This window comes from Rhodococcus sp. RD6.2 (assembly GCF_001040705.1).
GTDB lineage: Bacteria > Actinomycetota > Actinomycetes > Mycobacteriales > Mycobacteriaceae > Rhodococcus_G.
On the sequence record NZ_CVQP01000007.1, the window covers coordinates 536,639 to 550,445 of the forward strand.

Genomic DNA, 13,807 nt, shown 5'->3' on the forward strand with positions numbered 1-13,807 from the left:
GTCGATGACCATCGCCAAGGGACGCGGCAGCCGCAGCGTGATTCTCGCGCGCCGCGCAGGCAGGGCACCGTTGCACATGCTCGACCGTGCGGGCGACCAGATGTCGTTCTACGCCCGGGCAATCGGGTGGATCCCCCGCACCATCACCCACTACGGACGAGAGGTACTGCGACTGCTCGCCGAGGTCACCTTCGGCAGCGGCGCGCTCGCGGTCATCGGCGGAACGATCGGCGTCATCGTGATGATGTCCGGCTTCACCGGTGTCGTCGTCGGACTGCAGGGCTACGCCGCGCTCGACCAGCTTGGTAGCTCGGTGCTCACGGGCTTCCTCTCCGCGTACGTCAACACCCGCGAGATCGCGCCCATCGTGGCAGCACTGGCGCTGTCGGCGACCGTCGGGTGTGGCTTCACCGCCCAGCTGGGTGCGATGCGGATCTCGGAGGAGATCGACGCACTCGAGGTGATGGCGGTGCCGTCGGTGCCGTTCCTCGTCACGACCCGCATGGTCGCCGGCTTCGTCGCCGTCATCCCGCTGTACATCGTCGGCCTGCTCGCCTCGTACTTCGCGTCTCGCATCATCAGCACGGTCTTCAACGGGCAGTCCACCGGCTCGTACGACCACTACTTCAACCTGTTCCTACCGCCTGCCGACGTCCTGTGGTCGTTCGGGAAGGTGCTGGTCTTCGCGTTCGTGCTCATCATGGTCCACTGCTACTACGGCTACACCGCATCCGGCGGTCCTGCCGGTGTCGGCGTCGCGGTGGGCCGCGCGGTGCGCACCGCGATCGTCACCATCGCCGTTCTCGACTTCTTCCTCAGCCTCGCGATCTGGGGCACCACGACGACCGTGCGGGTGGCGGGATGAGCCACGACACCTCGGCGCTGCGCCGACGCCTGCTCGGGCTTGCCTTCTTCCTGGTTCTCGCCCTGTTCCTGGCATTCACGATCGGGATGTACAACAAGTCGTTCACCAAGGTCGTGAACGTCAGCCTGGTCACCGACACGGTCGGCAACTCGTTGCCTGCGCACGCGGACGTCAAGGTCCGTGGGCTCATCGTCGGCGAGGTTCGCTCGTCGACGACGAAGGACGGCGAGGTCACCTCGCAGCTCGCGATCGCACCGGACAAGGCCGAACTGATCCCGGCGAACACGACGGCGCGGTTGCTGCCCAAGACGTTGTTCGGTGAGCGGTACGTGGCGCTGATCGTTCCGGAAGGGGACACTGCGGCGCCGATCAGCGACGGCGACACCCTCTACCAGGACGCGAGCGGCAACGCGATCGAGGTCGGGGAACTCCTCGACGGCTTGCTGCCGCTGCTGCAAGCGGTTCCCCCGCAGGACCTCGCGAACACGCTCGGCGCGCTGAACCAGGCACTGACCGGCCGCGGCGCCGATATCGGACTGAGCTTCGAACGCCTCGAGACGATCTTCGCCGGCGTCAACGCGGAACTGCCGAACCTCGAGGAGTCGCTGCGCGGGCTCGCGGACTTCTCGGAGACGTACTCGGAGGCGGCTCCGGAACTCGTCAGCGCGCTCGACAACCTCCGGACCACCGGGGCGACCGTTGTCCAGCAGCAGAATCAGATCCGTGCACTGATGTCCTCCGTCACCGCGACTGCGGGGACCACGGCAGACTTCCTGACGGCCAACCGTGACTCGGTGATCTCGATCGCGGCGGATTCGCGGGACACCCTCGAGGTGCTCGCTGCTGCCTCACCGACCTTCGGGTGCACGTTCGCGCAGTTCGTTCCGATCGTCGAGCGGGCAAGCGCGATCCTCGGCCTGAATCCCGACGGCAGCATGCAGGATCACCCGGGCGCGCGGGCGGCGACGGTGTTCGTGAACCCGAAGGGCCGCTACCTGCCGAACCAGGACGAGCCGCGACTGTTCGACAGCCGCGGTGCCAAGTGCTACACCCCCGCGGAACCCGGCGACAAGTTCCCGCAGTATCCGGGCGGGTCCTACAACGACGGTGCCTACCAGGTGCCGTCGCGCAATCCCGGCCCGTCGTACGTGCCGTCGCCCGCGGCGCCGCAGTACGCGCCCGTTCCCGGCGCCACGCCCGCGAGTTACACCGGATCGACGTACGAACAGGACACGCTGGCAGTGATCTACGGGGAGGGCACGGGCACATTGCCCGAGGACGTGGCCGGCTGGACAACTCTGGTGGGGGCACCGGCGCTGCGCGGGGCGGAGGTGAGCGTCAAGTGAAGGCCCAGTTGAGGGGGCTTGCGGGCCCGATGACGAAGCTCATCATCTTCGCCGTCGTGACGATCGTCGCGACCGCGTTTCTGGCGTTCACCATCGCGAACACCAGCGGCGGTGGAGGAACCCGGTTCAACGCGATCTTCTCCGACGTCACCTCGCTCAACAAGGGTGACGAGGTGCGGATCGCGGGCGTCCGCGTCGGGCAGGTCGACAAGATCTCGATCGTCAACGACCGCGAAGCGAAGGTCGAGTTCTCGCTGACCGACCGGGACTGGCTGCCGGTCGGATCCACGGCCACCATCCGCTACCGCAACCTCGTCGGGCAGCGCTACATCGCGCTCGAACAGGGCGACGGACCGCAGGGCATGAAGATGACGGAGGGGCAGACGATCGACCTCGATCACACCAGCCCCGCGGTCAACCTCACCACCCTTTTCAACGGGTTCCGGCCGCTGTTCCAGACACTCAGCGCCGACGATGTGAACAAGCTGTCGTACCAGATCATCCAGGTCTTCCAGGGGGAGGGTGGCACCATCTCGGAACTCGTGCGGACCACGGCGTCCCTGACGAACACGATCGCGGACAAGGACCGGGTGATCGGGGACGTGATCGACAACCTCAACGTCGTCCTCACGACCGTGAACGAGCACGACAAGGAGCTCAGCTCCCTCATCGTGAACACGCAGCAGCTCGTGACGGGCCTTGCCAACGACCGCGGGGTGGTCGGTGACGCCGTCACGTCGCTCGCCGGTCTCGCCGACACAGCGGCGGACGTACTCGAGCCGACGCGACCGTCGATCCAGGGATCGGTGTCGGCGCTCAACACTCTGGCCGGCACGTTGAACGCGCAGAGCGACGCGGTGAACCAGGTGCTCGCGAACCTGCCCGTCAAGCTGGACAAGCTCAGCCGAATCGCCAGCTACGGTTCGTGGTTCCAGTTCTACCTGTGCGGCATCGACGTCGTCGCGGGTCCGGGTGAGTCGCAGTACCTGAACCTGCCGACGGGGATGCCGACGGTGAACCAGCCGCTGTACACGAACTCGGCGCCGCGATGCTCGGCGAACGGGGCGGGCGAATGAGCGCGCCGCGCCGCAGCCCGGCACAGATCGGGGCACTCGGCATCGTCCTCGTGCTCCTCGCGACCATGTCGGCGTTCTTCCTCGAGGATCTGCCGATCATCGGAGCGGGATCGACGTACCGCGCCGAGTTCAGCGAGGCCGCAGGCCTCAAACCGGGCAACGAGGTCCGGATCGCGGGTGTGAAGGTCGGAAGCGTCACCGATGTGTCCCTCGAGGGCGATCGGGTGGAGGTCGCGTTCAAGGTGCAGGACGCCTGGGTCGGTGACCAGACCACGGCGTCGATCCAGATCAAGACGATCCTCGGGCAGAAGTACCTGGCACTCGATCCCCGGGGCGGGGAGGGGCTCTCCCCGAGCGCGACGATTCCGCTGGACAGGACGACCTCCCCCTACGACGTCATCGACGCCTTCTCCAGCGCGGCGACGACGATCCAGGAGATCGACACGCCGCAGCTGGCGCAGAGCATGCAGACCCTGTCGGAGGCATTCGAGGGCACTCCGGCCGATGTCAGGGCCTCTCTCGACGGGGTTGCGCGACTGTCCCGGACGATCGAGAGCCGGGATGCGGAGCTGACGAAGTTGTTCGCTGCGACTGCGAAGACGTCCACCGTCCTCGCGGAACGCAACGAGGAGTTCACCCAGTTGATCTCCTCCGCCGGCCTTCTGCTCGGGGAGCTCAACGCCCGCCAGCAGTCGATCTCCCAGCTCCTGAGCGGCACCCAGCGGCTGTCGCAGCAGCTCACCGGGCTGGTGCGTGACAACGAGCAGCAGATCGGACCCGCGCTGGAACAACTCCGCGGGGTGGTCCAGATCCTGCAGGACAACAACGACAACCTGAACCAGGCGATCAAGCTGTACGCGCCGTTCACCCGGCTGTACGCGAACATCGTCGGTAACGGTCGCTGGTTCGACCAGGTCGTCGTCAATCTGACGCCGCCTGCGCTGCCCCTGATTCCGGGGTACCGCGATCCGGTGCGCACGCTGGGGGTCAACTGATGACCGGTATGACAACGGGGCGGCTGCCGAAGTTCAGTCGCGGCCAGATCCTGACCTCGGTCGGTGTCGTGATCGCCGTGCTTCTCCTCGCGGTCGGCGGGTGGTGGGCTTTCACCCGCGCCGGGACCACGACCGTCACCGCCTATTTCGACAAGTCCGTCGGCATCTACGCCGGGTCGGACGTCCGCGTACTCGGCGTGAAGGTCGGTGAGGTCAACGAGGTGACACCCCTCGGCGACGAGGTCCGGGTGGTGATGCGGGTCGATCGCGGGGTCGACATCCCCGCCGACGCCAAGGCAGCGCAGGTGACGCCGTCGGTGGTGGCCGACCGGTACATCCAGCTCGCGCCCGCGTACTCCGGCGGTCCGGTCATGGAGTCCGGGGCGACCATCTCGCGGGACCGGACAGCGACGCCCGTCGAGGTCGACCAGTTGTACGCGAGCATCGAGGAACTGTCCGAGGCGCTCGGGCCGAACGGTGCGAACAAGGACGGCGCGCTGACGAACCTGGTGGACACCGCAGCGGCGAACCTCGACGGGAACGGCGAGGCCCTCGGCACCACCATCACGGAACTGTCGAAGGCGGCCGCCACGCTGAACTACAGCCGCGGCGACCTGTTCGACACGGTCGACAACCTGCAGACGTTCGTCAGTGCCCTCGCCGCGAACGACGAGCAGGTCCGGCAGTTCAACACGCAGCTCGCGGATCTCAGCGGATTCCTCGACGGCGAGCGGGAGAATCTCGGCGCCGCGCTGAACCAGCTGTCCGTCACGCTCGGGGACGTCGCGGTGTTCATTCGCGACAATCAGGATCTGGTCGCGAGCAACGCGGAGGGATTGGTCCAGGTGACGCAGACGCTCGCAGACAATCGACAGGACCTCGTGGACGCGTTGACGGTGCTTCCCCTCGCGATCAGCAACGTCGTCAATTCCTACGACGCCGAGTCCGGGACCCTTGCGTCGCGGGTGAACCTGCCCGAGACACAGGATCCCTTCGGTGCCCTGTGCAAGCTGATGGACCTCGGCAAGCTGATGCCGGGCGATCCCGAGTTCGATGCCCTGAGCAGGCAGATGCGCCCCGTCATCGAGAATTGCAACGTGATCATGGACCAGGTCACCGCAGGGGTGAAGACCCCGACGCTGAACCTGCCCTTCGGCATTCTCAGTGGCGACAACCTGCAGCGGCCCTCCCAGCCGGGCACCGTGCCGGGAACGGTCTCGCCGCGGCTGGGCAATTCGCAGGCGCCGGGGCTGAGCGACCAGAACATTCCCAGGTCCGGGCAGTGAGGCGGGTGGGAATGATGCAGGGGTGGCCGTTGAAGGGCATGAACAGGGCTGTCGCGATGGGCGCGGGTGCGTGCGTGACCGCACTGGTGGTGTCGGGTTGCGGTTCGGGGATCTACAGCATCCCGCTGCCCGGTGGTGCCGAGATCGGTGACGATCCGATGCACCTGACCGTGCAGTTCGACGACGTCCTCGACCTGGTGCCGCAGTCGACGGTCAAGGTCGACGGCGTGGCGGTTGGTCGGGTCGAGAACATCGGCGTCCCGGGCGACGGGTGGACCGCGGACGTGGCGGTTGTCGTCGACTCGGCGGTCGACCTGCCTGCCAACGCCGTCGCGAGTGTGCAGCAGACGAGCCTGCTCGGTGAGAAGTTCATCGAGTTGGAGGCACCGGAGATCGATCCGTCCTCGGCGCGCCTGTCGGACGGTGCCACGATTCCGGTGGACCGGACCAGGCACGCGACGGACATCGAGCAGGTCCTCGGGGCCCTGTCGCTGTTGCTCAACGGCGGTGGCGTCGCCCAGTTGCAGCCGATCATCCACGAGCTGACGGTGGCGTTCGACGGACGGGAAGACCGTGTACGGGCCCTCCTGGAGGAGGCGAACACCCTGATCGGCGGTCTGGAACGTCAGAAGAACGAGATCACCCGCGCGCTGGACGGCCTCGACGCGCTGTCGGGGCGGGTGGCGGAGCAGACCGATCAGATCGATGCGGTTCTCGCGGAGATCCCGCCTGCGGTGCAGGTGTTGAACGAGCAGCGGCCGCAGTTCATCCAGATGCTCACCCAGCTGAATCGGCTGGGGGAGGTAGGCACAGACGTCCTGACGCAGTCGCGCGACAACCTGATCGCCGACCTCCGCGCGCTACGGCCCACGTTGCAGGCACTCGCCGACACGGGGGACGACCTGGTGACGGTGATGCCGCTGATTCCGACGTTCCCGTTCCCGGACGGCGCGGAGAAGGTCATCCACGGCAATTCGATGAACCTGTTCCTGACGCTGGACATGCGTCTGGGGCAGCAGTTGGAGGCGCTCGGAGTCGGGATGCCCGACCCCGTCTACGTCCCGCCGCCGCCGGGGTACAACGGCTATGTCCCCAACGTCGACCCGTCGAACCCGTACTACAACGGGAACGGTCCGCGTCCGGGGTGGCCGACGGTGTCACTGCTGCCGCTTCCACCGATCGTGCCTGCGCCCGCGCCGCCTGCGGGCGAGGCGCCCGCGCCCGGCACCGAACCGGTCGCCGGTGCGGTGCAGGATCAGACGCCGCAGAACCCGCTCAGCGGACTGCTCGACTCGTTGGGGGTGGGTGGCCGGTGAGGTCGAAGCTGGTTCGTGTCCAGTTGGTGGTGTTCGTCCTGGTCGCGGCGGTCGGGTTGCTGTACGTCGGGGCGACGTACGTGCGGCTGGACAACCTGATGGGGTTCGGGCAGTACCGGGTGACGGCCGATTTCGCGGATTCCGGTGGCATCTTCACCAACGCCGAGGTCACCTATCGGGGTGTCCCCGTCGGCCGGGTCGGGGAACTGCACCTGACCGACGACGGGGTCGAGGTCGATCTGGAGCTGGACTCCGGCGGTCCCGACATTCCGGCGTCGGCGCGAGCGGTGGTCGCGAACCGGTCGGCGATCGGTGAGCAGTACGTGGACCTGCAGCCGCCGTCGGACGAGGGGCCCTACCTCGAGGACGGTTCGCAGATCACGAGGCATGACACGTCGATCCCGGTGCCGGTCGAGGAGGTATTGGCGAGCACGAACTCGCTGGTGAGATCCGTTCCGCTGGATTCACTGAACACCACCGTGACCGAGCTCGGGCGCGCGTTCGACGGCCGAGGTGACGATCTCCAGGTGCTGGTGGACTCGGTGAACTCGCTCAGCGAGGTCGGCATCGAGCATCTGCCGCAGACCCTGCAGTTGATTCGTGACGGCCGTGTCGTACTCGACACGCAGTCGGAGCAGTCGTCGGCGATCCGGCAGTTCAGTGGTGACCTGAACCGGCTGTCGGCGCAGTTGCGGGACAACGATCCGGACCTGCGTCGGTTGATCGAGACGGGAACGGCGGCGAGCAAGGAGGTCGGTTCGTTGATCGACGAGGCCGGTCCGGCGCTGACCACGGACCTGAGCAATCTGGCGTTGGTGAGCGCGTCTCTCGGTCCGCGTTCGATCGCCTTGAACACGCTGCTGACGTTCCTGCCCGCGCTGGCGGCAGGCGCGGGGACGGCTGCGCCGGGCGACGGGACGCTCCACCAGGGTCTGATCCTGGAGACGAACCAGCCGCCGCCGTGTACCCAGGGCTACGAGGGCACGCACGCGATCGTCGACCAGATGAAGCGGGAGAACCCGGACTTCGACCCGACCGTGGACGACTTCCCGCTGAACATGGAGGCGAACTGCACGACCCCACTCGGCAGCATCACGGGTGTGCGTTCGGCGAACCGGGTCGTGTATGCCGACCCGAACACGCCGCAGCCCTGGGACTACAAGCCGAAGGTCGCTCCGGAGGCGTTGAACCTGAATCCGATCGCCACCCAGCTCGCGGCATTGATGGGCATCACCCCCGAAGTGAGGTGACCTCGGGCTGCGTGGCGACGGCTCGGTGGGCCGAAGTTACTTTCAAGTAGGGTGGAGAAGTGATGCGCAACACGACACTGCTCAAGCCCGCGTTGGTGGCGGCGAGCCTGCTCGCCGTGGTGGCGCTCGGGTTCGCCGCGTGGTTCGGTTACGGATGGGCGCATGCCCTGGTCGTCGACAAACCCGCCGCAGCGGCTCGTGAGGACGCACTGACCGGCGCGCGGCAGGTCGCGATCAACCTCAATACCGTGAACCCCGACGACCTCGACGGGACGTTCGCGAAGATGGAGTCCTCCATCACCGGGGACGACATGGTTGCCTCGCTGAACGAGACTCGCGACGCGCTGGCAGAGCAGATCCGGCAGACGGGTGCGCGGAGCGAGGCGCAGGTCCTCGACGCGACCCTGACCGACTTCAGCCGGGACGAGGGGAAGGCGACCGCACTGGTCGTGCTGACGTCCACGACGACCTGGCCGGACCGGGCGCCGAACAAGATCAAGCTCACCATGCGGATCGGGCTGACCGACGTCGACGGGGAGTGGAAGGGGTCGAAGGTCGAGCCGATCGGTACCCCGATCGCGATGGACGCAGCGACACCCGCGCCCGCCGGCGACGCCCCCGCGACCCAGGAGCCTGCCCCCGCGCCTGCGCAGGAGCCCGAGACACCCGAACCGGCCGCGGGCAGCGGCGAGTAGCCGCCCCGACCGCCGTCCGCCCCTCGCCTCAGGAGTTCGTTCAGTGCCCCCTCACCGTCGCAGCAGCAACACCCCGCAGCCGAAGGGTCGTCGACCCAAGATCGCGGGCAGGCAGAGCCCTCGCAGCGAGGCACCCGCACCGGACGAGGTCGAGCAGACGTCGCTGCCCGCCACAGGCACGCCGGACTCCTCGCCTGCTGCCGCGGTCGCGTCGGAGCCGCCCGTCGAGGTGACGGCACCGACTGATCGTGCGGTGGACACCGAGGCCACGGCGGTCGAACCCGACACCGTGGAGATGGGCGGATCCGACGGCGTCGAGGCCCAGGACACGCCCGAGTCGACCCCCGAGGGATCGTCGGAGCCGCAGACGACTCCTCGTCCCGTGAATCGGACGAGTTCGCTCCGGCCGCGAGCGCAGGCGGACGACGGCCCGGGCGGTCCGCGTGACGCCTCGTCCACCGTCGCCGGCTCGCCGGCCGACGACGAGGCGGTCCGCGCAGGTTGGCGTCGGGTGGCCGTGTTGACCGCGATCGCGGTGGGGTTGGGGGTGTTCGCGGCGGTTGCGGCGGTGCGCCCGGGTGCCCAGGTCACCAATCGTGCGTGGGTGGATCAGGCCGAGACGATGGAGGTGACCGCCGCGGCGCGCGATGCGATCCAGACCCTCTACACCTACGGCTGGGAGACGGTCGAAGAGGACTTCGACAACGCCCGGGCCGTGCTCACCGACAGCATGCGCACCCAGTTCGACCAGACGGCGCAGGTGACCCAGGACGCGGTCACGCAGACGAAGACTCAGACGAACGCCCAGGTCACGGACATCGGCGTCAAGCTGCTCGACGGAGATCGCGCCGAGCTCGTCGCGAGCATGAACGTCAGCGCGAGCAACGACGGAGTCGAGCAGGGAAGCGCTGCCGGCCCGCTGTCGGTGACGATGACCCGGGTGGGGGACACCTGGCTGTTGTCCGAGATCAGGGACCGTTGACAGGCGCCTCGGGGCGATTCCTCGGCTTCGGTCTTGACGTCCGGCGCGTGAGGCGTCACTCTATTGGCAAGACCTGCGAGTAATCGTGAGTCCGGATGATCACGCGCCGGCGCAAATGGAGGCATCGGGCGCGAGTGTCGCGCAGGCACAGATCCCACCCGGGCGACTGGATACCGCACAGTCTCGTGGACCTGTGATCTCACTTCGGTGATCGAATCTTAGGTTTCTTCTCGCGCTGTTTGTATTCTGCGCGCATTTCCGGTACCGTTGGACGTTGCGCTGGCTGCCTCCTGTCCACCTCTCGACCCTGCCGCATCGAAGTTTCCGCTTCCTGCGTGGTGGTGACGAGTTTTCGTTCGGGTTGTGACCAGCGAATTCGCCCCACAGAAGAAGCAGATACAGCGGCGGTCGCAACGCAAGCGAGCGGCCCGCGTGAGGTGCTGGAAGGACGCATCTTGGCAGTCTCTAGCCAGACCAAGGCCGGAATCCCCGGAGCCCCGAAGAGGGTCTCGTTCGCGAAAATTCGCGAGCCTCTCGAAGTCCCGGGTCTACTTGATCTTCAGACCGATTCTTTCGAATGGTTGATCGGCTCGCCCGAATACCGTGAGCGAGTCAAGGCTCGCGGAGACGAGGGTGCGACCGGCGGCCTGGAGGACATCCTCGCCGAACTCTCCCCGATCGAGGACTTCTCGGGCTCGATGTCCCTGTCCTTCTCCGACCCGCGCTTCGACGAGGTCAAGGCCTCCGTCGAGGAGTGCAAGGACAAGGACATGACGTACGCGGCACCGCTGTTCGTCACTGCCGAGTTCATCAACAACAACACCGGTGAGATCAAGAGCCAGACGGTCTTCATGGGTGATTTCCCGATGATGACCGACAAGGGCACCTTCATCATCAACGGCACCGAGCGTGTCGTGGTGTCCCAGCTCGTCCGTTCGCCGGGTGTCTACTTCGACGAGAGCATCGACAAGGCCACCGAGAAGACGCTCCACAGCGTCAAGGTGATCCCGGGCCGTGGTGCCTGGCTCGAGTTCGACGTCGACAAGCGCGACACCGTCGGTGTGCGCATCGACCGCAAGCGTCGCCAGCCCGTCACCGTGCTGCTCAAGGCTCTCGGCTGGACCACCGAGCAGATCACGGAGCGCTTCGGCTTCTCCGAGATCATGATGTCCACGCTCGAGAAGGACAACGCCGCAGGCACCGACGAGGCGCTCCTCGACATCTACCGCAAGCTGCGTCCGGGCGAGCCGCCGACCAAGGAGTCCGCGCAGACCCTGCTGGAGAACCTGTTCTTCAAGGAGAAGCGCTACGACCTCGCTCGCGTGGGTCGCTACAAGATCAACAAGAAGCTGGGCGTCAACACCGACCAGCCGATCACGGCGTCGACCCTCACCGAGGAAGACATCGTCGCGACGGTCGAGTACCTGGTGCGCCTGCACGCGGGCGACCAGACGATGACCGTCCCCGGCGGCGTCGAGGTGCCCGTCGAGGTCGACGACATCGACCACTTCGGCAACCGTCGTCTGCGCACCGTCGGTGAGCTCATCCAGAACCAGATCCGCGTGGGCCTGTCCCGCATGGAGCGTGTCGTTCGCGAGCGGATGACCACTCAGGACGTCGAGGCGATCACGCCGCAGACCCTGATCAACATCCGTCCCGTCGTGGCCGCGATCAAGGAGTTCTTCGGAACCTCCCAGCTGTCGCAGTTCATGGACCAGAACAACCCGCTGTCGGGCCTGACCCACAAGCGTCGTCTCTCGGCGCTCGGTCCCGGTGGTCTGTCCCGTGAGCGCGCAGGCCTCGAGGTCCGCGACGTCCACTCGTCGCACTACGGCCGCATGTGCCCGATCGAGACCCCTGAGGGTCCGAACATCGGTCTGATCGGTTCGCTTTCGGTGTACGCGCGGGTCAACCCGTTCGGTTTCATCGAGACCCCGTACCGCAAGGTCGTGGACGGCCAGGTCACCGACGAGGTGCACTACCTGACCGCCGACGAGGAGGACCGGCACGTCGTCGCGCAGGCCAACTCGTCCGTCGACTCGTCCGGTCGCTTCAGCGAGGACCGGATCCTCGTCCGTCGTAAGGGCGGAGAGGTCGAGTTCGTCTCGTCCTCCGACGTCGACTACATGGACGTCTCGCCGCGTCAGATGGTTTCCGTCGCGACCGCGATGATTCCGTTCCTCGAGCACGACGACGCCAACCGCGCCCTCATGGGTGCGAACATGCAGCGTCAGGCCGTGCCGCTGGTCCGTTCCGAGTCGCCGCTGGTGGGCACCGGTATGGAGCTGCGTGCCGCGGTCGACGCCGGCGACGTCATCGTCACCGAGAAGACCGGTGTCATCGAAGAGGTCTCCGCCGACTACGTCACGGTCATGGCCGACGACGGCAGCCGCAAGACCTACCGCCTGAACAAGTTCGCGCGCTCCAACCAGGGCACCTGCAGCAACCAGCGTCCGATCGTGGACGAGGGCCAGCGGGTCGAGTCCGGTCAGGTCCTCGCCGACGGCCCCTGCACCCAGAACGGTGAGATGGCGCTCGGCAAGAACCTGCTCGTGGCGATCATGCCGTGGGAGGGCCACAACTACGAGGACGCGATCATCCTGTCGCAGCGCCTCGTGGAGGAGGACGTGCTCACCTCGATCCACATCGAGGAGCACGAGATCGACGCCCGCGACACCAAGCTCGGTGCCGAGGAGATCACCCGGGACATCCCGAACGTCTCGGACGAGGTTCTTGCCGACCTCGACGAGCGCGGCATCGTGCGCATCGGTGCCGAGGTCCGCGACGGCGACATCCTCGTCGGCAAGGTCACCCCGAAGGGCGAGACCGAGCTGACCCCGGAGGAGCGGCTGCTCCGCGCGATCTTCGGTGAGAAGGCGCGCGAGGTTCGCGACACGTCCCTCAAGGTGCCCCACGGTGAGACCGGCAAGGTCATCGGCGTCCGCGTGTTCTCGCGCGAGGACGACGACGATCTGCCTCCCGGTGTCAACGAGCTGGTCCGCGTGTACGTGGCCCAGAAGCGCAAGATCCAGGACGGCGACAAGCTCGCAGGCCGGCACGGCAACAAGGGCGTCATCGGCAAGATCCTCCCGCAGGAGGACATGCCGTTCCTCTCGGACGGCACGCCGGTCGACATCATCCTGAACACGCACGGTGTTCCGCGTCGTATGAACATCGGTCAGGTTCTGGAGACGCACCTCGGCTGGATCGGCAAGACCGGCTGGAACGTGCAGGTCGCGGGTGACGGCACTCGTCCGGAGTGGGCTGCGAGCCTGCCCGAGGAGATGCTTGCCGCTCCGGCCGATTCGAACATCGCGACTCCGGTGTTCGACGGTGCGAAGGAGGACGAGCTGACGGGTCTGCTCGGCGCGACCCTTCCGAACCGTGACGGCGAGCAGATGGTCGGCTCCGACGGCAAGGCGACGCTGTTCGACGGTCGCTCCGGCGAGCCGTTCCCGTACCCGGTCTCGGTCGGCTACATGTACATCATCAAGCTGCACCACCTCGTCGACGACAAGATCCACGCGCGTTCGACCGGTCCGTACTCGATGATCACGCAGCAGCCGCTCGGCGGTAAGGCCCAGTTCGGTGGCCAGCGCTTCGGTGAGATGGAGTGCTGGGCGATGCAGGCCTACGGTGCGGCGTACACGCTGCAGGAGCTGCTGACCATCAAGTCGGACGACGTGGTGGGTCGCGTGAAGGTGTACGAGGCCATCGTCAAGGGCGAGAACATCCCCGAGCCCGGCATCCCCGAGTCGTTCAAGGTCCTCCTCAAGGAGCTCCAGTCGCTCTGCCTCAACGTGGAGGTGCTGTCGTCTGACGGCGCTGCCATCGAGATGCGCGACGGCGACGACGAGGATCTGGAGCGGGCGGCCGCGAACCTGGGCATCAACTTGTCCCGGAACGAAGCCGCGACGGTCGACGACCTCGCGAACTAGGAGCCGACCCGGCGGGGAGGTGTGAACCTCCCCGCCGGGACCCGGCAGCACATAGTGA

At 66.8% G+C, this 13,807-nt stretch carries 10 protein-coding genes; all 10 read left to right on the forward strand.

Annotated features, from left to right (window positions below):
* Positions 1 to 4: 4 nt before the first annotated feature.
* Positions 5 to 865, forward strand: a complete 861-nt coding sequence (locus RHCRD62_RS16120; RefSeq protein WP_050065695.1) for an MlaE family ABC transporter permease — start codon at positions 5 to 7, stop codon at positions 863 to 865.
* Positions 862 to 2,211 (forward strand): MCE family protein, encoded by a 1,350-nt coding sequence (locus tag RHCRD62_RS16125; protein WP_050065696.1) that lies wholly within the window; start codon positions 862 to 864, stop codon positions 2,209 to 2,211. The genes RHCRD62_RS16120 and RHCRD62_RS16125 overlap by 4 nt, the downstream gene beginning before the upstream one ends.
* A gap of 8 nt (positions 2,212 to 2,219) precedes the next feature.
* The gene (locus RHCRD62_RS16130) at positions 2,220 to 3,287 is read left to right on the forward strand and encodes an MCE family protein (RefSeq protein WP_050065871.1); all 1,068 of its coding nucleotides are present in this window, start codon (positions 2,220 to 2,222) and stop codon (positions 3,285 to 3,287) included.
* Complete coding sequence (locus RHCRD62_RS16135; RefSeq protein WP_050065872.1) at positions 3,284 to 4,282, forward strand: MCE family protein; 999 nt, start codon at positions 3,284 to 3,286, stop codon at positions 4,280 to 4,282. The genes RHCRD62_RS16130 and RHCRD62_RS16135 overlap by 4 nt, the downstream gene beginning before the upstream one ends.
* Before the next feature lie 8 nt (positions 4,283 to 4,290).
* The gene (locus RHCRD62_RS16140) at positions 4,291 to 5,568 is read left to right on the forward strand and encodes an MCE family protein (RefSeq protein ID WP_157050964.1); all 1,278 of its coding nucleotides are present in this window, start codon (positions 4,291 to 4,293) and stop codon (positions 5,566 to 5,568) included.
* Between the two features lie 38 nt (positions 5,569 to 5,606).
* The gene (locus RHCRD62_RS16145) at positions 5,607 to 6,884 is read left to right on the forward strand and encodes an MCE family protein (protein ID WP_050065873.1); all 1,278 of its coding nucleotides are present in this window, start codon (positions 5,607 to 5,609) and stop codon (positions 6,882 to 6,884) included.
* Complete coding sequence (locus tag RHCRD62_RS16150) at positions 6,881 to 8,134, forward strand: MCE family protein (protein WP_050065698.1); 1,254 nt, start codon at positions 6,881 to 6,883, stop codon at positions 8,132 to 8,134. The genes RHCRD62_RS16145 and RHCRD62_RS16150 overlap by 4 nt, the downstream gene beginning before the upstream one ends.
* Positions 8,135 to 8,196: 62 nt before the next feature.
* A complete protein-coding gene (locus RHCRD62_RS16155) occupies positions 8,197 to 8,829 on the forward strand; it encodes a hypothetical protein (protein ID WP_050065699.1) in 633 nt (210 codons plus the stop codon).
* Positions 8,830 to 8,872: 43 nt separating this feature from the next.
* Positions 8,873 to 9,811, forward strand: a complete 939-nt coding sequence (locus RHCRD62_RS25530; RefSeq protein WP_084734301.1) for a hypothetical protein — start codon at positions 8,873 to 8,875, stop codon at positions 9,809 to 9,811.
* A 437-nt stretch (positions 9,812 to 10,248) separates the two neighbouring features.
* Positions 10,249 to 13,749, forward strand: coding sequence for a DNA-directed RNA polymerase subunit beta (locus tag RHCRD62_RS16165; protein WP_050065700.1), 3,501 nt, complete (start codon positions 10,249 to 10,251; stop codon positions 13,747 to 13,749).
* The last annotated feature ends 58 nt before the right edge of the window (positions 13,750 to 13,807 follow it).

Excerpts from the sequence above, each read along its gene's own strand:
- RHCRD62_RS16120 (WP_050065695.1), top strand. The coding sequence starts at position 5 with ATGACCATCGCCAAGGGACGCGGCAGCCGCAGCGTGATTCTCGCGCGC.
- RHCRD62_RS16125 (WP_050065696.1), top strand. The coding sequence starts at position 862 with ATGAGCCACGACACCTCGGCGCTGCGCCGACGCCTGCTCGGGCTTGCC.
- RHCRD62_RS16140 (WP_157050964.1), top strand. The coding sequence starts at position 4,291 with ATGACAACGGGGCGGCTGCCGAAGTTCAGTCGCGGCCAGATCCTGACC.
- RHCRD62_RS16135 (WP_050065872.1), top strand. The coding sequence starts at position 3,284 with ATGAGCGCGCCGCGCCGCAGCCCGGCACAGATCGGGGCACTCGGCATC.
- RHCRD62_RS16145 (WP_050065873.1), top strand. The coding sequence starts at position 5,607 with ATGAACAGGGCTGTCGCGATGGGCGCGGGTGCGTGCGTGACCGCACTG.
- RHCRD62_RS16155 (WP_050065699.1), top strand. The coding sequence starts at position 8,197 with ATGCGCAACACGACACTGCTCAAGCCCGCGTTGGTGGCGGCGAGCCTG.